Raw genomic sequence first — 20,028 nt, 5'->3', positions numbered from 1 at the left:
AGGTCCCTTTCGGGCTGGAAAGGGACCTGACCCCTTCTTCGTCAACGCGGCGAAATCCAACGGAAGGTCAGGTTGATCCGCTCGCCGTGCACCCGCGCCATCTTCGGCAGCGCGTGCTGGTAGAAGCGCTGGGTCTGTCCGGCCATCAGCAGCAGGTCGCCGTGGCCCAGCACGAATTCAGCCTTGCGTGCCGGGTCGTCGCGGCGTCGCAGCAGGAATCGGCGCGCCGCGCCCAGGCTCAGCGACGCGATCACCGGGGCCGGACCCAGCTCCGGCTCGTCATCGCTGTGCCAGCCCATGTAGTCACCGCCACCGCGGTAGCGGTTCAGCAGCACGCTGTTGAAGCGGCCGTGGCCTTCGGCTTCCAGGCGCCCGCGCATGGCCTGCAACACCGGCGGCCAGGGGCGCGGCACGAACTCGGCACCGGAATAGCGATAGCGGGCCTGCGGGTCGCCGATCCAGCAGCTCAGCCGCGGCGAGTCCACCCAGTTGCCGAACATGCGGATGCGATGGGTTTCCCAGGGCACTTCGGCCTGCAGCGAATACAGGAGCTGGTCGGCCTCGGCCGCAGCCAGCCATCCCGGCAGGTGCAGGACATCGGCATCGGGCAGGTCGTGGGGGAACAGCATGGTCACACGCTAGCACGCCGCCGTTTGCCGTCATGGCCGCCAGCACCGAAAATGGCGCCATGACCGTTGCCCAGATGCTGATTCCGTCCTACCGCCCGCTGTCGCGAGGCCTCGCCCGATGAGCCTGCGCCAGTCGCTGTTCCCGTTGCTGCGCGCCGTGTTCCGGGCCTTGCCGTTGCCGCAGGCGCAGCGCGACCGGTTGCGCACCCGGCTGTTGGCACGGCATGGCGACTGGGTGCCGCCGCCCCCCAAGGGGCAGCAGGATGAGGGGGGCGCGCGCGCCAATGCCCAGCTGCGCTGGCGTGCCGATGAACCGGCGATCGGCCACGTGCCATGGCGTGAGGGAGCATTGCCGTCACCCATGCCGGCGACGCTGGTCGCTTTCTACCTGCCGCAGTTCCATACCTTCCCGGAGAACGACGCCTGGTGGGGCAAGGGCTTTACCGAGTGGCGCAACGTCACCCGCGCCCTGCCGCAGTTCGAAGGTCACATCCAACCCCGCCTGCCGGCCGACCTCGGCTTTTATGACCTGCGCAACCCGCAGGTGATGCGTGACCAGGCACGCTTGGCTGCGGAGTACGGCATCGGCGCATTCTGCTTCTACTACTATTGGTTCAGCGGCCGCACCCTGATGGAGGACCCGCTGCGTCAATGGCTGGCCGATGACAGCATCGACCTGCCGTTCTGCCTGTGCTGGGCCAACGAGAACTGGGCACGACGCTGGGACGGCCGCGACGACGACATCCTGATCGGCCAGCAGCACAGCGGAGAGGACGATCTGGCCTTCATCGCACATGTCGCGCCCTACCTGCGCGACCGCCGTGCATTGAAGGTCGAGGGTCGGCCGATGCTGCTGGTCTATCGCCCGAACCTGCTGCCCGACGCCCGGGCGACTGCCGAGCGCTGGCGCCGCTGGTGCCGCGACAACGGCGTGGGCGAGATCCACCTGGCCTACGTCCAAGGCTTCGAGCGACCGGATCCGCGCGATATCGGCTTTGATGCCGCCGTCGAATTCCCGCCGAACATGAGTAACCCGCGCTCGTTGTCGGCACAGCAGTGGCTGCTCAATCCTGCCTTCAATGGCGATGTACGCGACTGGCGCGAACTGGCTGCAGAAATCGCAGCGCGGCCGCTTCCGGATTATCCGCTCTATCCCGGCGTGAACCCGGGCTGGGACAACGAGGCGCGTCGTTCCGGCCGCGGCCGCGTGTACCTGCACGCCTCACCCCGTGGCTACCGCGACTGGTTGCGCACCACGATCCATGAACGCCTGGCCCTGGCGCCTGCGCGCCAACGCATGGTCTTCATCAATGCCTGGAACGAATGGGCCGAAGGCGCGGTGCTGGAACCGGATGCCCGGCTTGGGCATGCCTGGCTTGACGCGACGCGCCAAGCGCTGTCCCCGGCTTCGCCCGCCGGCCCCCTGCGGGCCTGCCTGCTGATTCTCATTGATGATCCCGGGCTGATCGCTACAGCTTGCGAGGCCGCCAGCGGCCTGGGCGTGAGCTACCGTGTTTTCATTCCAATGGCGCAGCGCCCTCATGACGCTGCGGTCGATATCATCGGCCATGCGGGCAATGCCCTGTCCAGCATCGTGCAGGTCCTGGAGGCTTTTGGTCCGGATCCATCGTTGCTGGCCTGCTGGCTGGACCTCCGCGGAAGCAGCGAGACAAGACCTCAGCTACCAGGAACGGCCGATCTCGACGCTGTGCTTCAACAGTTCGATGAGCAACCTGCGCTGGGCATGTTCGCGGCATCCACTCCGGAGGCCATCGCCGTTTCACGCCGTCATCTCCGCTGGGCGGCGCGGCTGGGGATGGCCGACGCCCCTACGCCGCAGACAGCAGGCACGATGTGGCTGCGGGCGTCGGCGTTGCGGTCACTGCTGGATGCGCACTGCTATCCCAGTGAGCTGGACAACGACAATGCACTTGATCCGGTCATGCAGTTGCTGCCGGACCTTGTTGCCAACGCCGGCTACGTCGTCGGAGGCGCACAACGCCAACCCTGAGGCTGGCGCTGCGCGGCAACATCATTGTCCTCAACGCCGGAACGCGACGCCGGTCTTTTCCTTCAGCTCTTCATCGCTGACACCCGGCGCGGCCTCCACCAGCAACAGGCCCTTTTCAGTCACGTCGAACACCGCCAGATCGGTGATGATGCGGTCGACCACGCCCACGCCGGTCAACGGCAGCGTGCATTCGGCCAGGATCTTGTGCTCGCCGTTCTTGGCAGTGTGCTCCATCAGCACCACAACGCGCTGCACGCCGGCGACCAGGTCCATTGCCCCGCCCATGCCCTTGACCATCTTGCCGGGCACCATCCAGTTGGCCAGGTCACCCTTGTCGGTGACCTGCATGGCGCCAAGGATGGCCAGGTTCACATGGCCACCGCGAATCATCGCGAAGCTGTCGTGGCTGCCGAAGTAGCTGGCGCCGGCACGCGCCGTAACCGTCTGCTTGCCGGCATTGATCAGGTCCGCGTCGACTTCAGCGTCGGTCGGGAACGGGCCGATGCCGAGCAGGCCGTTCTCCGACTGCAGCCACACATCCACGCCTTCGGGAATGTGATTGGCAACCAGCGTCGGCAGGCCGATGCCCAGGTTCACGTAGGCGCCATCGATCAGCTCCTGGGCGGCGCGTGCCGCCATCTCGTCACGGGTCCACGCCATGTCAGTTGCCCTCCGCGCGGATGGTGCGCTGTTCGATTCGCTTCTCAGGATGCGCGTTGTGCACGATGCGGTGCACATAGATGCCTGGCAGGTGCACCTGGTCCGGGTCGATGGCACCGACCGGCACCACCTCCTCCACTTCCACGATGCAGACCTTGCCGGCCATCGCACAGGCCGGGTTGAAGTTGCGTGCGGTCTTGCGGAACACCAGGTTGCCGGCCTCGTCGGCCTTCCAGGCCTTGACCAGTGCCACATCGGCGCGCAGCGCCGTCTCCATCACGTAGTGCTTGCCGTCGAACTCGCGGGTTTCCTTGCCCTCGGCAACCACCGTGCCATAGCCGGTGGCAGTGAAGAATGCCGGAATACCCGCACCACCGGCACGCAGGCGCTCGGCCAGTGTGCCCTGCGGGTTGAACTCCAGCTCCAGCTCACCAGCCAGAAACTGCCGTTCGAATTCCTTGTTCTCGCCCACGTAGGACGAAATCATTTTCTTGATCTGCCGGGTTTCCAGCAGCTGGCCCAGTCCGAAGCCATCGACACCGGCATTGTTGGAGATCACGGTCAGGCCCTTGACGCCACTGTCGCGCAGCGCAGCGATCAGCGCCTCGGGAATGCCACACAGGCCAAAGCCGCCCACGGCCAGGGTCTGTCCATCGGCGACCACCCCCTGCAGGGCCTCCGTCGCACTGGCGAAGCGCTTGCCGCGCTTTCCGCCGGAAGTCGATTGCTGCATTGCTCTACTGCCCTGCACGTTGAGGATGACCGCATTCTAGCCGGAGGCAACGAAAGAGCTGGATGCGCCGCAGCATTGCCGAGGCATCGCCAAGGGCTGCGTTGCATGGGGGTTTCTCCTGCCGGTGGTGGGCGCGGCGCCCGGCTCGCCCGCACTGATGGCCCGGACCTGCAACGAAGAGGGCCTGCTTCGCGGGACGGACGCGTGGCCGCTGGAAAAGGGTGAACGCTGCCTGTCAGATGTCGCGGCACGCAGCCATGCGGCGACAGGCGCGTCGCCAGGGTGAAATGCTCGGCCAGAAGTTCCTGGCGGGGGGAAGCAACCGCGCCACAAGCCTGCGTCATCCCTGCAGCTGTCCGCGTCCGGCCATCGCCCGCCGGTCCTGCTCCGCCACGTCAAGTACGCCAGCAACGGCGTGATCGCGTTTGGCTGCCAGTGGCAGGAACTCCTGGGGCTGCTGCTGGCTCCCGGCCACTTGACGCAGGCTGGCCTGGCCGTGATCGCCCAGCCAGCGGCCGTTTACCCGCTTGCCAAGCGGTACGGGCGCCCCCGCGTACCCGATACCCCCAGCCAATCACCGGGAGTTGCGGAATGGAAACGATTCCCATACAGGACAAAGGCTACAATCAGTGGCTAAGCTCACATTGGATCTGACCGATGCCCCTGCCCGCCTTCAAGGCCTATGACATCCGCGGCCGCGTGCCGGAAGAACTGAACGAAGACCTGGCACGCCGGATCGGCACGGCCCTGAATGCACAGCTCGCTCCGGGCCCGGTGGTGCTGGGCCACGACGTCCGCCTGACCAGCCCCGCGCTGCAGGACGCGCTGGCGGCCGGCCTGCGCGGTGCCGGCCGCGAAGTCATCGACATCGGCCTGTGTGGCACCGAGGAGGTCTATTTCCAGACCGATCACCTGGGGGCTGCCGGCGGGGTGATGGTCACTGCCAGCCACAATCCAATGGATTACAACGGCATGAAGCTGGTCAAGGAGAACGCCCGGCCGATCAGCTCCGATACCGGCCTGTTCGCGATCTCCGATGCGGTCGCCGCCGATTCATCCGCGGCACAGCCGCCTTGCGCCGGCCAGATCGCCCAGCATGACAAGAGCGCCTACATCCAGCACCTGCTGAGCTACGTTGACACCAGCAAGCTCAAGCCACTGCAGATCGTTGTCAACGCCGGCAACGGCGGCGCCGGTGCCATCGTCGACCTGCTGGCACCGCACCTGCCGTTCGAGTTCATCCGCATCTGCCACGAACCGGACGGCAGCTTCCCCAACGGCATTCCCAATCCACTGTTGCCGGAAAACCGCGCCGCCACCGCCGACGCCGTGCGCGAACATGGCGCGGACTTCGGCATTGCGTGGGATGGCGATTTCGACCGCTGTTTCTTCTTCGACCACAACGGCCGCTTCATCGAGGGCTACTACCTGGTCGGCCTGCTGGCCAAGGCAATCCTCGCCCACCATCCGGGTGGCAAGGTCGTGCATGACCCCCGCCTGGTCTGGAACACCGTGGAGATGGTCGAACAGGCCGGTGGCGTGCCAGTGCTGTGCAAGAGTGGCCACGCCTTCATCAAGGAAAAGATGCGCGCGGAGGATGCCGTGTACGGCGGCGAGATGAGCGCCCACCACTACTTCCGCGAGTTCGCGTATGCCGACTCGGGCATGATTCCGTGGCTGCTGATCGCCCAGCTGGTCTCCGAAAGCGGCCGCTCGCTGGCCGACTGGGTTGAAGACCGCATGGCCGCCTACCCTTGCAGCGGTGAGATCAACTTCAAGGTTGCCGATGCCAAGGCTGCGGTCACACGCGTGATGGAACACTTCGCCGCGCAGTCGCCCGCGCTGGACTACACCGATGGCGTCAGCGCCGATTTCGGCGACTGGCGCTTCAACCTGCGCAGCTCCAACACTGAACCGCTGCTGCGCCTGAATGTGGAATCGCGGGGAGACGCTGCATTGATGCAGGCGCGTACCGACGAGATTTCCTCCCTGCTGCAGAAATAATCAAAGGAAGGCCATGAGCACTATCCAGCCTGTCATCCTGTCCGGTGGCTCCGGTACCCGTCTGTGGCCGCTTTCGCGCGAAGCCTATCCCAAGCAGTTCCTTCCGCTGGCCAGCGAACAGACGATGCTGCAGGCCACCTGGCAGCGGGTGGCGCCGATTGCCGCACGCGGCCCGTTGGTGATTGCCAACGAGGAACACCGCTTTGTTGCCGCCGAGCAGCTGCAGCAGGTTGGCGCCGAGCCAGCCGCGATCATCCTTGAGCCGGTCGGCCGCAACACGGCACCGGCGATCGCGGTGGCCGCGCTGGAAGCCACCCGCGACGGCGGCGACGCGCTGCTGCTGGTGCTGCCCTCCGATCATGTGATCAACAACGAGACTGCATTCCGCAGCGCCGTCCAGGCCGCCGCCGCTGCTGCCGAAGCCGGAAAGCTGGTGACCTTCGGCATCGTGCCGACCGGCCCGGAAACCGGCTACGGCTATATCAAGGCCGCCGATGGCCAGGGCCTGCGCGCGGTCGAGCGCTTCGTCGAGAAGCCCGACCTGGGCACCGCCACCCGCTACGTCAGCAGCGGCCAGTACTACTGGAACAGCGGCATGTTCCTGTTCAAGGCCTCGCGCTACCTGCAGGAGCTGGAACGCTTCCAGCCCGCCATGCTCGCCGGCAGCCGCCAGGCCTGGCAGCAGGCGCGTCGCGATGCCGATTTCACCCGCCTGGACAAGGAGGCCTTCACTGCCGTTCCGTCCGATTCGATCGACTATGCGGTGATGGAGAAGACCGCCGATGCCGTGGTGATTCCACTGGATGCCGGCTGGAACGATGTCGGCTCGTGGACCGCGCTGCGCGATGTCTCGCAGCAGGACGGCGATGGCAACGCCCACCAGGGCGACGTGATCGCCATCGACTGCCGCAACACCTATGCCTACGCACAGCGCCTGGTGGCGCTGGTGGGGCTGGATGACGTGGTGGTGGTGGAAACCGACGACGCGGTGCTGGTCGGCAAGGCGGACCGCATGCAGGAGGTCAAGACCGTAGTGGCGCAGCTGAAGGCCGAAGGCCGCAGCGAGGCCACCTGGCACCGCAAGGTCTATCGCCCGTGGGGTGCCTACGATTCGATCGACAACGGCGAGCGCTTCCAGGTCAAGCGGATCACGGTCAAGCCCGGCGGCACGCTGAGCCTGCAGATGCATCACCATCGCGCCGAACACTGGATCGTGGTCAGCGGCACCGCTGAAGTGACCCGTGGTGACGAGGTGATCCTGCTCAGCGAGAACCAGAGCACCTATATTCCGCTGGGCGTGACCCACCGCCTGCGCAACCCGGGCAAGCTGCCGCTGGAACTGATCGAAGTGCAGTCCGGCAGCTACCTGGGCGAGGATGACATCGTGCGGTTCGAGGATACCTACGGGCGCAGCTGAGGTTTGCCCGGGGTCGGATCCCGTTGCTGCGCAACGGGCTCTGACCCGTTCCTGATCGGCCCGGCAGCGCTGCGTCGCCGGGCTTGGCCCGGCGCTACGGCCGTCAGGCCAGCTCCGCCATCACCCGCTTCAGGCCATCCTGCCAGCTCGGCAGCACGACGCCGAAATCCTGCTGCAGCTTGCGGTTGTCCAGCACCGACCAGGCCGGGCGCCTGGCCGGGGTCGGATACTCGGAACTGGGAATCGCCTCGACCGTCGGCACCTTGGCCAACACGCCGCTGGCCAACGCCTCGGCAAATATGGCCTCGGCAAAGCCATGCCAGCTGGTCTGGCCGCTGGCGGTCAGGTGCCAGGTACCCGACAACTGCCCAGGATGCTGCAGTGCCTGCGCGGTGACATCGGCGATCAACGCGGCCGGCGTCGGTGTACCGATCTGGTCGGCCACCACCCGCAACGCATCGCGCTCGGCGCCCACGCGCAGCATGGTGCGCAGGAAATTCGCGCCGTGCGAGGCATACACCCACGCCGTGCGAAAGATCAGATGGCGGCCACCGGCCGCACGCACCGCGTCCTCGCCATCGCGCTTGCTGGTGCCATACACGCCGAGCGGTGCGGTCGGCTGGTCCTCGCGGTAGGGCGCGCTGCCCTGTCCATCGAACACGTAGTCGGTGGAGTAATGCACGAACGGCACGCCATGCGCCGCACACCAGCGCGCGATCACGCCCGGTGCCTGCGCGTTGGCGGCGAAGGCCGCATCGACGTCCTGTTCGGCGTGATCAACAGCGGTGTAAGCCGCCGCATTGACCACTACCAATGGCTGCACGCGGTCCAGCAATGCCGGCAGGCTGTCGGGCTGGCCGAAATCGGCCGTTTCACAGGTACTTCCGTCGGGCAGTTGGCCGCTGCGCGTGGTTGCAATCACCTTCCCCAGCGGCGCCAGCGCGCGCAGCAACTCCTGGCCCACCTGCCCGTTGCCACCGAACACCAGCACGGTCATGGCACGTAGACCGGCAGGCGATCTTCAGCAATGTCCTTGAGGAACGGCGCGTTCTCGTCCTTGGCCGACAGCGTTGGTGTGCTCACCGGCCAGTCCACCGCGATGTCGGCGTCGTTCCAGCGGACACCTGCATCGAAGTCCTTCAGATAAACCTCGGTGCACAGGTAGCTGAACACCGCACGCTCGGACAACACGGCAAAGCCATGGGCAAAGCCCTCCGGAATCCAGAACTGCTTCTTGTTCTCCGCGCTCAGCACCACCGCTTCCCACTGGCCGAAGGTCGGCGAACCGCGGCGGATATCCACGGCCACGTCGTAGACCTCGCCTTCCAGCACGCTGACCAGCTTGCCCTGCGGCCGCGGCCACTGGTAATGCAGGCCGCGCAGCACGCCCTGTGCGGACGTCGACACGTTGCTCTGCACGAAACGGTCCGGCAGGCCCAGCGCGGCGAAGCGCTCGGCATTCCAGGTTTCGAAGAAATAACCACGGGCATCGCCGAACACCGCCGGCTCGATCACCGCGCAGCCGGGCAACCGGGTTTCAATCACTTTCATGGAACGACTCCACGCACGGCGAGCTTATGCAGGTATTCACCGTAGCTGTTCTTGATCAACGGCGCGGCCAGCGCTTCCAATTGTCCAGCGTTGATCCAGCCCTTGCCGAACGCGATTTCCTCGGGACAGCAGACCTGCAGGCCCTGACGGGTCTGGATCGTCTCGATGAAGTTGGATGCTTCCAGCAGCGACTGGTGGGTACCGGTATCCAGCCACGCATAGCCACGGCCGAGCGCCTCCAGGTGCAGGTCGCCTTCGGCCAGGTAACGCTTGTTGAGATCGGTGATCTCCAGTTCGCCACGCGGTGACGGCTTCAATTCGGCCGCGTAATCGCAGGCCTTGCCGTCATAGAAGTACAGGCCGGTCACCGCATAGTTGGAGCGCGGCTTTTCCGGCTTCTCCACCAGATCGATCACCTTGCCGCCCTGGTCGAACTCGGCCACGCCATACCGTTCCGGGTCATTGACCCAATACCCGAACACGGTCGAGCCGTGCACGCGCTCGTCAGCACGCTTGAGCACCTCGCGCAGGCCGTGGCCGTGGAAGATGTTGTCGCCCAGCACCAGGCAGCTCGGCTTGCCGGCGACGAAGTCGCGGCCGATCAGGTAGGCCTGGGCCAGGCCATCCGGACTCGGCTGCACCGCGTACTGGATGTCCATTCCCCACTGCGAACCGTCGCCCAGCAACTGCTGGAACAGCGCCTGCTCGTGCGGGGTGTTGATGATCAGCACTTCGCGGATGCCCGCCAGCATCAGTACGCTGAGCGGGTAGTAGATCATCGGCTTGTCGTACACCGGCAGCAGCTGCTTGCTGACACCCTTGGTGATTGGATATAGGCGGGTGCCGGAGCCACCGGCGAGGATGATGCCCTTGCGCTGGGTCATGGTGTCTCCTGGGTTCAGTCCGTGGTGCCGATGCGCTGCAGGCGGTAGCTGCCGTCGAGCACGCCGTTGACCCAGTCCTGGTTGTCCAGGTACCAGTCGACGGTGAAGGTGATGCCCTGCTCGAAGGTGTAGGCCGGTTCCCAGCCCAGCTCGTTCTTCAGCTTGGAAGCATCGATCGCATAGCGGCGGTCATGGCCAGGACGGTCGGTGACATAGGTGATCTGGCTGCTGCGCGGCTTGCCGTCCTCGCGCGGACGGCGCTGGTCCAGCAGTGCGCAGATCGCCTGCACCACTTCGATGTTCTGCCTTTCCGAGTTGCCGCCGACGTTGTAGGTCTCGCCGACCTGGCCCTTGGCCAGCACGGTGCGGATCGCTTCGCAGTGGTCGGACACGAACAGCCAGTCGCGCACCTGCTTGCCATCGCCGTACACCGGCAGCGGTTCGCCAGCCAGCGCCTTGGCGATCACCAGCGGGATCAGCTTCTCGGGGAAGTGATACGGGCCGTAGTTGTTGGAGCAGTTGGTGGTCAGCACCGGCAGCCCGTAGGTGTGGTGGAACGCACGCACCAGGTGGTCCGAAGCGGCCTTCGACGCCGAGTACGGCGAATTCGGGGCGTACGGGGTGGTTTCGCTGAACCTGCCGGTCTCGCCCAGGGTGCCATACACCTCATCGGTGGACACATGCAGGAAGCGGAAGGCCGCCCCTTGTTCGGCCGGCAGCGCCTTCCAGTAGTCGCGTACCGCTTCAAGCAAACCCAGGGTGCCCACCACATTGGTCTGGATGAAGGCGCCTGGGCCGTCGATGGAACGGTCCACGTGGCTTTCGGCGGCGAAGTTCAGCACTGCATCGGGCTGGTGCTCGGTCAGCAGGCGGGCGACCAGCGCGCTGTCGCCGATATCGCCCTGCACGAACACATGCTGCGGGTTGCCGTCCAGGCTGGCCAGGGTCTTCAGGTTGCCGGCGTAAGTCAGTGCATCGAGGTTGATGACCTTGACGCCGCGTGCGACGGCCTCGAGAACGAAGTTACCGCCAATGAATCCGGCACCGCCGGTGACGAGCCATGTGGGCACTACCTGTTCTCCTGATTGGTACGGGTTGGGACGTGTCTGCAGCGAAGGGTTCGGAGGACCACGGGATATCAAGCGTTGATCCGGCTGGGCAAGCGTAGCCTGCCCGCGGCGGCAATGATGAACAGCGCCCCTGGGACCAGTGGCAGGAGGTAGCGTCCCTGCCCCTCGAACAGCAGGATCGACACCATTCCCAGGCCAAGTGTGGCCACGGCAAGCCAATGAACGGGCTGCCAGCGGCGCAGGTGGAGGCAGATGCGCAGCAGCGCAACCATCGTCCAGGCCGTCAACGCAATGTTGAGTGCCAGCGTCAACCTACCCAGCCACACCGGAGCACCGCCTCTCTCCAGGAACGGCCAATGCAGGAGGCTGCCGACATCGAACGATCCGCGCACGCGCAGCAGCGCCAACTCCAGGAAGCGGCCGGGGTGTTCGGAAATCCAACGGCGGCCAATTGCTGAGCCAATCACGTCGGCCGCAGGCGTCCAGTGGCGGAGCTTCCAGTCCTCGCTTTCTCCGCTGAAGAACCCTTGGGGAAATCCAGCATCGGCGAACCGGGCCTTGTCGTCAGCCTGGAGGGGGACATCCTTCAAGGGCATCCACCCGCCATGCGCATTGGCATCGTTGTTGTTGACCATCAGCACATACCCGCTGTTTGCACTGACGGGCACAAACTGGCCGAAAAGAACTGCGTTGCGCAGGGTCCACGGCCCCAGTACCAGCAGAAAACCCAGCACCACCATGCTGATCCGCCGCCAGGTGGCGATGCGCATCCCATCACGCAGGAGCAACGCCAGTGCCACGGCTCCCGGCAACGGCAGCATCTGTGGCCGGTTCAACGCGGTAAGTGCCAGCACGGCTCCCAGCAGCAGCCATCGGCCCGGAAAACGCACGACCGCCACAAGCATGCCGAACACGGCAAGGAACAGTGACAGCGATTCGGTACCCAGTACATTGCTGTAGGCGACCAGCGCCGGATGGAATGCCAGCACTGCCAGAGAGGCAACCTGCCAAGCCGGGCGCAGCTGGAGGCGCACCCCCAGACCGACCCACGAAACCAGCGTGCCGGCCCAGAGCAGGACATTGAGAATCTTGCCCGCGCCCACGTTCACGCCGGTGAGCATGAACCAGGCGCCGAGCACTCCGGGGTACAACGGAGGCTGGGACACATAGGGAATGCCTGAAATCCGGAAGCCGCCACCGCTGGCAACGCTGCTGGCAACCTCCAGATAGCGGCCGAAATCGGCAACGGGCTGCAAGGGGATCCATTGCACGAACAGCAGGCGCATGGCCACACCAGCAACGGCAATCGCCAGCAGCAGGCGGTATGGAGGGGGCGAGGTCAATGAAGGCATGTGGCGGGGCAGCGGAACCGGCCGCTAGAGTAGCCACTCAGGCGACGTGGATACAGGACGCCGTTTCACCATACGCATTCGCATGGTCGACAAAGGCCAGTTAGAATCGGGGTCCCACCCCCGAACCGGTTGCTGTGCGAGGACCGGACGTTCTCTCCGTTATTGAAGGACCCCGTACCAGATGAAAATCCTCGTCGCGTACAAGCGCGTGGTGGACTACAACGTCCGCATTCAGGTCAAGCCGGACGGTTCCGGCGTGGTCACCGACGGCGTCAAGCTGTCCCCCAACCCCTTCGATGAAATCGCCCTGGAAGAGGCCCTGCGCCTGCGCGACAAGGGCATCGCCAGCGAAGTCGTGGTCGCCACCATCGCCCCGGCCGATGCCCAGGCGCACCTGCGCAACGGCCTGGCCATGGGCGCCAACCGCGCCGTCCATGTGGTCACCGACCAGGCCATCCAGCCGCTGACCGCCGCGCGCACCCTGCTCAAGCTGATCGAGAAGGAACAGCCGGACCTGGTGATCCTGGGCAAGCAGGCGATCGACGACGACGCCAACCAGACCGGCCAGATGCTGGCGACGCTGTGGGGGCGCCCGCAGGCGACCTTCGCCAGCAAGCTGGACATTGCCGACGGCAAGGCCACGGTGACCCGCGAAGTCGACGCCGGCCTGGAAACGCTGGAAGTCGATCTGCCGGCCGTGGTCACCACCGACCTGCGCCTGAACGAGCCGCGCTTCATCAAGCTGCCGGACATCATGAAGGCCAAGGCCAAGCCGCTGGAGACCCTGCAGCTGGCCGACCTCGGCGTTGAAGCCGCCGACACCTTCAAGACCACCCAGTACGCCGCGCCGTCCAAGCGCAGCAAGGGTGTGATGGTCAAGGACGCGGCCGAACTGGTTGCCGCACTCAAGCAGAAGGGGTTGCTGTAATGAGCAGGATTCTCGTCATCGCCGAGCACCACGACGGCAAGCTCAACGCCGCCACCGCCAAGACCGTCAGCGCTGCTGCCGCCATCAGCGGCGCCAGCATCGACGTGCTGGTGCTGGCCACCGATCCGGCTGCCGTGGCTGCCGAGGCCGCGAAGATCGCTGGCGTCGCCAAGGTCCTGACCGTGGCCAACGCTGCCAACGCGCAGGCCATCGCCCAGGTGCTGGCACCGCAGATCGCGCAGCTGGCCAAGGGTTACACCCACGTGTTCGGCCCGTCGACCACCTTCGGCAAGGACCTGATGCCGTGCGTGGCCGCCCTGCTGGGCGTCAACCAGGTTTCCGACCTGATGAGCGTTGAAGGCAGCCACACCTTCAAGCGCCCGATCTACGCCGGCAACGCGATCATCACCGTGGAAGCCCCGGCCGACCAGATCGTGGTCGCCACCGTGCGTGCCGCCTCGTGGCCGGAAGCCGCCCAGGGCGGCAGCGCGACCATCGAGGCGGCCAGCGTCGATGCTGCCCTGCCGACCCACACCCGCTTCGTCGGCCTCGCCGCTGGTGCCAGCGACCGCCCGGACCTGCAGAGCGCCAAGCGCGTGGTCTCCGGTGGCCGTGGTGTCGGTTCGGAAGAGAACTTCAAGGTCATCTTCCAGCTGGCCGACAAGCTCGGTGCCGCCGTCGGTGCCTCGCGTGCTGCGGTTGATGCCGGCTACGTGCCCAGCGACCTGCAGGTCGGCCAGACCGGCAAGATCATCGCCCCGGAACTTTACGTGGCCGTCGGCATCAGTGGCGCCATCCAGCACCTGACCGGTATCAAGGATGCCGGCACGATCGTCGCGATCAACAAGGATCCGGATTCGCCGATCTTCGAGATTGCCGATATCGGCCTGGTGGGCGATCTGTTTGCAATCCTGCCGGAGCTGGAAAAGGCGCTGTAGTCGAAACCTGCGTAGCAACTCGCAGGGTGGGCAGACATTGCCCACCCTGCCACTCGTCAAAACATGTCGGCATATTGCAACACGCCTTTTGCGCTGTCTTGATTCTGTAGCATTTCCCCTCCCATCGCTCCAACCGGAGGGAGAGAATGCAGATGGCGATGAAATGCCTGTTTTTTGCGGCATGGATCGGAATGCTCGCGTTGCTTGCGCGACATTGCACACATGGACAGCGATGGAAGCTGCTGGTCACTGCGCTCTGCGGAGCACTGCTGGCGATCTGGCTTTTCATTGATGCACTCAGTGGCAACGGCATCGATTACGCCGTGATCTATCATCTGCGCGCAGGCATGCGCGGCGCAGGCGCCGCTGATTTCAGCTTGCCCATCGGCCTGCTTTCGGCAGCACTGGTGGCATGCCTGGCCCTCGCTTTCATGCCCCGCCTGCATTCGGCACGGAGGTGGGCACCCGCCGGTCCCCTGTTCGCGGCTTCTCTGCTGGCGACGCTGGTTTTCAATCCGATCGTCTACGACGTCGCGACACTGGTACGCCAGGATCGGCAGGCACGTCTTGCACCGGCACAAGGGGACCAGTACGTACGTCCCGACGCCCCGCTCGGGAATCACCGCAACGTGGTGATTCTCTACGCCGAAAGCTTCGAGCGCACCTATCTCGATGAGTCGCGATTCCCTGGCCTTGCGCCAGAGTTGAACAAGCTGCGCAGCGAGGCCGTGGATTTCCGGCACGTGGACTCGCGCGAAGGCGGCACGTGGACGATCGCCGGCATGGTCAGTTCCCTGTGCGGCGTCCCCCTTTCCCTCAGCCAGGACGCCAATGGCTATGCAAGCATCGGCCGCTTCCTGCCTGGCGCGTACTGCCTGACCGATCACCTGCGCGAGCGCGGATACGACGTCGAGTTCATCGGAGGCGCCGCTTCTGATTTCGCTGGAAAGGGACAGTTCCTCGCCAGCCACGGCTTCGGCACGGTACGCGATCGCTCCTATTTCAAGAGCCTGAAGCTGGGCGACAACCGTTTCTCGCCATGGGGCGTCCACGATGATGTCCTGTTGGATGCGCTCTGGGACCGCTTCGCTGCGCTCTCGCAGCAGACCACGCCTTTCGCCCTCGTCGGCCTGACTCTGGATACACATCATCCAAGCGGACACATCCCCCATGCCTGCCTCGATGTCGCCTATGAGGGGCTTGGCCAGCGCAGGCCGATGCTCGACGCAATCCATTGCTCGGACCGACTGGTTGCTGATTTCGTACGCCGCATCCGCGCCAGTCCCTACGCTCGCAATACAATCATTGTTGTTGCATCGGACCATCTGGCCCTGCCCAACGACATTGCCGACCTGCTGCGAGATGCTGATCGCAGCAACCTTCTTCTCATGTTCGGCAGCGACCTGCGCGCGAGGCAGGTTGATCGACCCGCGACCACCCTCGATACGGGCGCCTCACTGCTTGATGCCCTGCAAGGGGGAGTGGCACTCGGCTTTGGCCGCTCACAGCTTTCCGTGAAGGGCGCAGGTACTTCATTGAGTGTCCGACCCGGTCGGGAACCAGATGCCAGCGAGGACCACCTGCCAGGTTTCATGGCCTATTCCAGCACGCTATGGGAGCTGGGCCGGATCGACGATCACCTGCAGTTGGTGGATGGCGTCATCCAGTTGGGTAAGCAGACGCTGACTCCGCCCTTGGCCATCGCTGCCGATGACCGCGGCCGAATTGCCCAGCTTGGCACGAACGGCATCCGCTCTGGCCACCTTCTGGCCGGCGGTGATTCCCAGCAGGTCCTCTACATTGATCGTTGCTTTGCGTTCGACGAACGGCAGCCCGCCGATGAGTGGTGCCTGTGGGGGAGCGCTGACGGAACGGCTCGCGTGGTGTCACAACAATCGCTCAAGGCCGGCGCGTTGGTGCCGGAACTGCTGCAGGCTGCACGCGAAGCGCCCCCGGCGTCCCAGCTGCGCAACGATTTCATCATCCGCACCCACTTCGATGCGAGCCATACGATCGTCGGTGAAGCGATGGATGGAAAGCTGTTCTCGCAGGGTGCGGAAGGGACCTTGGCCTATGGCGCCTACCAGGATCTGTGCGCAGGCAACTACACCCTCAGCCTGCAGGGCGTGGCCCACCCCGCCAACGGTGCCTGGGCCGATGTCGTTGCCAGTTACGGGGCACAGACCTACGACCGCCATGCGCTGCTGGACACGGCCGATGGACGTGACGGGACGATGCTGGAAGCCAGGTATGTATTCCCTGAAGACCTGCCCCTGGCTGAAGTCCGTGTCGGCGTATCGCCAGACGCTGCGGTGCGACTGGATGGCTATACCCTGCTGCCTGCCTACGAGGCACTGCCTGTGGGATCGTCGGTGGATTTCAGCGCCGATGCCAGCAATCGTTTCATTTCCTGTGGCTGGCACGGTCCCTCTCCCCAAGGGCGCAGCGTTCGTGGCGCGGCCGCCTCGCTACGACTGCGCCTGCCATCCGAGCCCGCCCGGCTGCAGGCAGTCCTTTCACTGTCGGCGCAGTCACCTCGCGAGCTCACGGTGCTGGCCAACGACGCCCCGCTCGGCTTGCTTCAGATCGAAGCAGGGACGCGTGAATACCCCATCGACCTGGCAGGCCTGTCCAGCGCCGCCGGCGGGCAGCTCACCTTGACGCTGGTGCCTGGACAAACGACCTGCGCTACGGAGGACTGCGAGCTGATTACCCTGCACCGTCTGCACTTGGCCCCGGCTGCGACGGCTCAACCGGCTGCTCCAGCCTGTCCCGGGATGCGCTGCCTTCACGCCCCCGCGCTGGTACCTGAATCTGTCGCAATGTAACTCCCCCTCGTATACTCCCCGCACTATTGGATGAGGGGAACTGCGGCATATGTCGCATCACAATGATGTACCGGCTGGATCCGGTGAGTTGACGCCGGGAGCAGCCCTGTGCGTCGATCTGGACGGGACGCTGCTGCGTAGCGACCTGCTGTACGAATCACTGCTGGCCCTGCTGGCGCGCAACCCGCTGTTTGCTTTGCTGGTACCGTTCTGGCTGCTGCGCGGCAAGGCCTATGTTAAGCGCCAGCTCGCTTCCCGGGTGGCCTTGCAGGTTGAAACCCTGCCATACGATGAGCGTGTCGTGGCCATGCTGCGCGCGACACCGCAGCGTCCGCGTGTCCTGTGCACCGCCTCGGACCGGCTGTTGGTCCAGCCGATCGCCGATCATCTCGGCGTTTTTGACGAGGTCATCGCCAGCGATGGGGCCCGCAATCTGGCCGGGCACGCCAAGGCTGAAGCCCTTGTCGAGCGCTATGGGAAACGGGGGTTCGACTATCTCGGCAACCACCGCGTTGACCTGCCGGTCTGGAAGCACGCCGCAGGTGCTGTCGTCGTCAACGCCACCGGATCGCTGGCAAACCAGGCCCGCGCGCAAACCCGGTTGATCGACCACCTGCCTGGACAGCCCGGAGGGCTCCGCACCTGGATCAAGGCCCTGCGGCTGTACCAGTGGCTGAAGAACCTTCTGGTACTGGTTCCACTGCTTACCGCGCACCGTCTGTTCGAACCAGAAGCCGTAGTAAACGCGGCGCTCGCCTTCCTTGCCTTCGGCCTGTGCGCATCCGGCGTTTACCTGCTGAACGACCTGCTGGATCTGGCGCCAGACCGGCAGCATCCACGGAAGCGGAAGCGACCATTCGCGGCCGGGACCTTGCCCCTGTTTCATGGCCTGGTCGCCACCCCCTTGTTGACACTGGCCGGTTTCGCACTGGCGCTGTGGACAAGTCCTGCGTTTGCACTGGTCCTGCTGATCTACTTCATCACGACCCTGGCCTATTCGTTCACGCTCAAGCGCATCGTGATGATCGATGTCGTGGTGTTGGCGGCGCTTTACACCGTGCGGATCATCGGCGGCGCTTTTGCAATCGATTCGCCACGGTCATTCTGGCTGCTCGCGTTCTCGATGTTCATTTTCCTCAGCCTTGCCCTTCTCAAGCGCTATACCGAACTAACCGCGGCTGCAACGCAGGGAAAGCAGAAAGCCTCCGGTCGCGGATACTCCGTGGCCGATCTGCCGCTGGTGCAGTCATTCGGGACAGCTGCGGGCTACATCGGCGTTCTGGTCTTCGCCCTCTACATCAACAGCCCTGACAGCCTCAGACTGTACGCCACGCCCCAAGTGCTCTGGCTGCTCTGTCCTGTGCTGCTGTACTGGATCAGCCGTGCCTGGTTTGTCGCCCACCGGGGCGACATGCATGATGACCCCATCGTGTTCGCAGCGCGCGACCGCGTCAGCCAGGGCGTCGGCCTCGCCGGGCTGATCATCGTAATGGCGGCGACACGCCACTGGTAATGCCTCCTCATCATTCCAAAGTTGATCGCATGTATCTCAAATTCATCCCACTCATTCTGTTCTCCGTAGCCCTCAATGCGAGTGCGCAGCTTTTCCTTCGCAAAGGCATGCCGAATGTTTCGCTGGTGACCAACCAGGGCGTGCTTGAGCTCGCACAGGGCGCCATCCGCGTTGTCCTCAATCCGTGGGTCTTCAGCGGACTGTCGTGCTATGCGATCAGCATCGTGCTTTGGATGTACGTCCTCTCCAAGGTCCAGGTGAGTTTCGCTTATCCCTTCCTGAGCGTGGGATACGTGATTGTCGTTGGTGCTGCATATCTGTTCTTCCGTGAACCGGTCAGCGTAATGAAGCTGGCTGGAATCGCGCTGATCTGTGCTGGCGTCGTTCTCGTCGCGCGTGGGGGCTGAGCCGTGACCAAGCATATTGTCATTGGTGGCTCAGGCTTCACCGGATCGCATCTCGTCCGGACCCTCCTTGCACAGGGCCAGCAGGTTCAGACCGTTGACCTGCTGCCTCTGCCTGCAGAATTCTCCGGCAGGGTCGTCCATCACCAGCTGGATATTCTGGATACTGCGGCGCTGTCGCGCGTGCCATTGGATGAAGGTGATGTCGTCCACCATCTTGCGGCAAGGCAATTCCATAACGCCGTGCCGGCAAAAGAACAGGACGCCTGGTTCGCCGAGGTCAACGTTACCGGTACAGCCAATGTACTGAAGTGGATGCGTAAACTGCGCCAGCCACGCTTGATCTATACCAGCACGGACATGGTGTACGGGCTGCCGGAATCGCTGCCTGTACCTCCAACGCACCGACGCAACCCGTTGGGGCCGTATGGACGCAGCAAAGCGGCGTCGGAACAGCTGTGCGAACAAGCACGAACCGAGGGCTACCTGATTACCGTCCTGCGTCCACGCATGATTGTGGGCCCCGGACGCTTTGGCATCCTGATCAAGCTGTTCCGGCTGATGGACCTTGGCCTTCCCGTGCCAACCATCGGCAGCGGTCGGAACCGCTACCAGATGATCGCCGTGGAGGATGTCGTCAGCGCAATTCTTGCTGCGGTCGAGAAGGGATTCCCCGCCGTCGCACTGAGCTTGGGATCGGGCGATGCACCACCAGTTCGCCAGTTGCTGCGCAATACGATCAAGCGTATCGGCTCGCGCTCGATTGTAGTGCCGGTACCCGCCAAGCCGTTGAAGATGACCCTGTCGCTTCTGGAAAAGCTGGGCAAACCGCTGCTGCATCGGGAGCAGTATCAGATCGCCGACATCAACTACGTGGTCGACATTGCACCTACGCAGGAAGTTCTGGATTGGCATCCCACACGCAATGACGAGGACATGCTCGTTGCAGCGTACGCACATTACCGGAAGCAGATCTGAATGATCTGCATGGAGGGACCTGGATGGGGTCGCCTCCGTATCACTGGCCTCGCCGGAGAAAAGTCCGGCGAGGCGGGATAGAGATCAGCGCGGCAAACCACCACGATGCTGCCCCAGCAAGGAAATGG

17 protein-coding genes are annotated in these 20,028 nt (G+C 64.5%); 9 read left to right on the top strand and 8 right to left on the bottom strand.

Annotated features, from left to right (window positions below; genetic code table 11):
- Positions 1-41 precede the first annotated feature (41 nt).
- Positions 42-629 carry an alpha-ketoglutarate-dependent dioxygenase AlkB family protein gene (locus AC5P7A_RS07015; protein WP_014645863.1) on the bottom strand — a complete coding sequence of 196 codons (588 nt, stop codon included), beginning with the start codon at positions 627-629 and terminating at the stop codon, positions 42-44.
- A 118-nt stretch (positions 630-747) separates the two neighbouring features.
- Between AC5P7A_RS07015 and AC5P7A_RS07010 the strand changes: the two genes are divergently transcribed.
- Positions 748-2,640 carry a glycoside hydrolase family 99-like domain-containing protein gene (locus AC5P7A_RS07010; protein ID WP_495219985.1) on the top strand — a complete coding sequence of 631 codons (1,893 nt, stop codon included), beginning with the start codon at positions 748-750 and terminating at the stop codon, positions 2,638-2,640.
- Positions 2,641-2,670: 30 nt separating this feature from the next.
- Here the strand turns inward: AC5P7A_RS07010 and AC5P7A_RS07005 are convergent, their stop codons facing one another.
- Positions 2,671-3,300 (bottom strand): CoA transferase subunit B, encoded by a 630-nt coding sequence (locus AC5P7A_RS07005; RefSeq protein ID WP_053494810.1) that lies wholly within the window; start codon positions 3,298-3,300, stop codon positions 2,671-2,673.
- A gap of 1 nt (position 3,301) precedes the next feature.
- Entirely contained in the window at positions 3,302-4,033 is a 732-nt protein-coding gene (locus AC5P7A_RS07000; protein ID WP_053494809.1) for a CoA transferase subunit A, read from the bottom strand.
- Between the two features lie 657 nt (positions 4,034-4,690).
- On the opposite strand from AC5P7A_RS07000, the gene AC5P7A_RS06995 reads away from it, so the two are divergent.
- Together AC5P7A_RS06995 and AC5P7A_RS06990 are read left to right on the top strand one after the other, a co-directional pair.
- The gene (locus AC5P7A_RS06995; RefSeq protein WP_053494807.1) at positions 4,691-6,037 is read left to right on the top strand and encodes a phosphohexomutase domain-containing protein; all 1,347 of its coding nucleotides are present in this window, start codon (positions 4,691-4,693) and stop codon (positions 6,035-6,037) included.
- Between the two features lie 13 nt (positions 6,038-6,050).
- Positions 6,051-7,454 (top strand): mannose-1-phosphate guanylyltransferase/mannose-6-phosphate isomerase, encoded by a 1,404-nt coding sequence (locus AC5P7A_RS06990; protein ID WP_053494806.1) that lies wholly within the window; start codon positions 6,051-6,053, stop codon positions 7,452-7,454.
- A gap of 103 nt (positions 7,455-7,557) precedes the next feature.
- Here AC5P7A_RS06990 and rfbD read toward each other — a convergent pair whose 3' ends face one another.
- The 5 genes from rfbD to AC5P7A_RS06965 form a co-directional block, all read right to left on the bottom strand.
- Complete coding sequence (gene rfbD / locus AC5P7A_RS06985; protein WP_053494805.1) at positions 7,558-8,451, bottom strand: dTDP-4-dehydrorhamnose reductase; 894 nt, start codon at positions 8,449-8,451, stop codon at positions 7,558-7,560.
- On the bottom strand, positions 8,448-9,005 hold the full coding sequence (gene rfbC, locus AC5P7A_RS06980; protein WP_227864101.1) for a dTDP-4-dehydrorhamnose 3,5-epimerase: 558 nt from the start codon (positions 9,003-9,005) through the stop codon (positions 8,448-8,450). Before rfbC ends, rfbD begins: the two co-directional genes overlap by 4 nt.
- On the bottom strand, positions 9,002-9,889 hold the full coding sequence (gene rfbA / locus AC5P7A_RS06975) for a glucose-1-phosphate thymidylyltransferase RfbA (protein WP_053494803.1): 888 nt from the start codon (positions 9,887-9,889) through the stop codon (positions 9,002-9,004). Before rfbA ends, rfbC begins: the two co-directional genes overlap by 4 nt.
- A 14-nt stretch (positions 9,890-9,903) precedes the next feature.
- Positions 9,904-10,959, bottom strand: coding sequence for a dTDP-glucose 4,6-dehydratase (gene rfbB, locus AC5P7A_RS06970; protein ID WP_111205543.1), 1,056 nt, complete (start codon positions 10,957-10,959; stop codon positions 9,904-9,906).
- A 68-nt stretch (positions 10,960-11,027) separates the two neighbouring features.
- Positions 11,028-12,245 carry an ArnT family glycosyltransferase gene (locus AC5P7A_RS06965; protein ID WP_111205544.1) on the bottom strand — a complete coding sequence of 406 codons (1,218 nt, stop codon included), beginning with the start codon at positions 12,243-12,245 and terminating at the stop codon, positions 11,028-11,030.
- 247 nt (positions 12,246-12,492) lie between these two features.
- On the opposite strand from AC5P7A_RS06965, the gene AC5P7A_RS06960 reads away from it, so the two are divergent.
- The 6 genes from AC5P7A_RS06960 to AC5P7A_RS06935 all read left to right on the top strand — a co-directional run bounded on the left by AC5P7A_RS06960 (position 12,493) and on the right by AC5P7A_RS06935 (position 19,900).
- Positions 12,493-13,239 (top strand): electron transfer flavoprotein subunit beta/FixA family protein, encoded by a 747-nt coding sequence (locus AC5P7A_RS06960; RefSeq protein ID WP_014035896.1) that lies wholly within the window; start codon positions 12,493-12,495, stop codon positions 13,237-13,239.
- Positions 13,239-14,177, top strand: a complete 939-nt coding sequence (locus tag AC5P7A_RS06955) for an electron transfer flavoprotein subunit alpha/FixB family protein (protein ID WP_126411700.1) — start codon at positions 13,239-13,241, stop codon at positions 14,175-14,177. Before AC5P7A_RS06960 ends, AC5P7A_RS06955 begins: the two co-directional genes overlap by 1 nt.
- A gap of 146 nt (positions 14,178-14,323) precedes the next feature.
- On the top strand, positions 14,324-17,005 hold the full coding sequence (locus AC5P7A_RS06950) for a sulfatase-like hydrolase/transferase (protein ID WP_053494799.1): 2,682 nt from the start codon (positions 14,324-14,326) through the stop codon (positions 17,003-17,005).
- A gap of 106 nt (positions 17,006-17,111) precedes the next feature.
- On the top strand, positions 17,112-18,518 hold the full coding sequence (locus AC5P7A_RS06945; RefSeq protein WP_495220024.1) for a UbiA family prenyltransferase: 1,407 nt from the start codon (positions 17,112-17,114) through the stop codon (positions 18,516-18,518).
- A gap of 29 nt (positions 18,519-18,547) precedes the next feature.
- Positions 18,548-18,925, top strand: a complete 378-nt coding sequence (locus AC5P7A_RS06940) for an SMR family transporter (protein ID WP_053494798.1) — start codon at positions 18,548-18,550, stop codon at positions 18,923-18,925.
- A 3-nt stretch (positions 18,926-18,928) separates the two neighbouring features.
- Positions 18,929-19,900: an NAD-dependent epimerase/dehydratase family protein gene (locus tag AC5P7A_RS06935; RefSeq protein ID WP_069118022.1), complete on the top strand. Its 972-nt coding sequence runs from the start codon at positions 18,929-18,931 to the stop codon at positions 19,898-19,900.
- The last annotated feature ends 128 nt before the right edge of the window (positions 19,901-20,028 follow it).

It is taken from the genome of Stenotrophomonas sp. YJH_SMC_65 (assembly GCF_059369475.1).
The sequence above is the reverse complement of the archived record's forward strand: the minus strand, read 5'-3'. Positions and strand labels throughout refer to the sequence as shown.

What these genes read in the sequence shown, in the direction of transcription:
- AC5P7A_RS07015 (WP_014645863.1), bottom strand. Translation starts at nt 629, where the DNA reads ATGCTGTTCCCCCACGACCTGCCCGATGCCGATGTCCTGCACCTGCCG.
- AC5P7A_RS07010 (WP_495219985.1), top strand. Translation starts at nt 748, where the DNA reads ATGAGCCTGCGCCAGTCGCTGTTCCCGTTGCTGCGCGCCGTGTTCCGG.
- AC5P7A_RS07005 (WP_053494810.1), bottom strand. Translation starts at nt 3,300, where the DNA reads ATGGCGTGGACCCGTGACGAGATGGCGGCACGCGCCGCCCAGGAGCTG.
- AC5P7A_RS07000 (WP_053494809.1), bottom strand. Translation starts at nt 4,033, where the DNA reads ATGCAGCAATCGACTTCCGGCGGAAAGCGCGGCAAGCGCTTCGCCAGT.
- AC5P7A_RS06995 (WP_053494807.1), top strand. Translation starts at nt 4,691, where the DNA reads ATGCCCCTGCCCGCCTTCAAGGCCTATGACATCCGCGGCCGCGTGCCG.
- AC5P7A_RS06990 (WP_053494806.1), top strand. Translation starts at nt 6,051, where the DNA reads ATGAGCACTATCCAGCCTGTCATCCTGTCCGGTGGCTCCGGTACCCGT.
- rfbD (WP_053494805.1), bottom strand. Translation starts at nt 8,451, where the DNA reads ATGACCGTGCTGGTGTTCGGTGGCAACGGGCAGGTGGGCCAGGAGTTG.
- rfbC (WP_227864101.1), bottom strand. Translation starts at nt 9,005, where the DNA reads ATGAAAGTGATTGAAACCCGGTTGCCCGGCTGCGCGGTGATCGAGCCG.
- rfbA (WP_053494803.1), bottom strand. Translation starts at nt 9,889, where the DNA reads ATGACCCAGCGCAAGGGCATCATCCTCGCCGGTGGCTCCGGCACCCGC.
- AC5P7A_RS06965 (WP_111205544.1), bottom strand. Translation starts at nt 12,245, where the DNA reads ATGCGCCTGCTGTTCGTGCAATGGATCCCCTTGCAGCCCGTTGCCGAT.
- AC5P7A_RS06960 (WP_014035896.1), top strand. Translation starts at nt 12,493, where the DNA reads ATGAAAATCCTCGTCGCGTACAAGCGCGTGGTGGACTACAACGTCCGC.
- AC5P7A_RS06955 (WP_126411700.1), top strand. Translation starts at nt 13,239, where the DNA reads ATGAGCAGGATTCTCGTCATCGCCGAGCACCACGACGGCAAGCTCAAC.
- AC5P7A_RS06950 (WP_053494799.1), top strand. Translation starts at nt 14,324, where the DNA reads ATGCAGATGGCGATGAAATGCCTGTTTTTTGCGGCATGGATCGGAATG.
- AC5P7A_RS06940 (WP_053494798.1), top strand. Translation starts at nt 18,548, where the DNA reads ATGTATCTCAAATTCATCCCACTCATTCTGTTCTCCGTAGCCCTCAAT.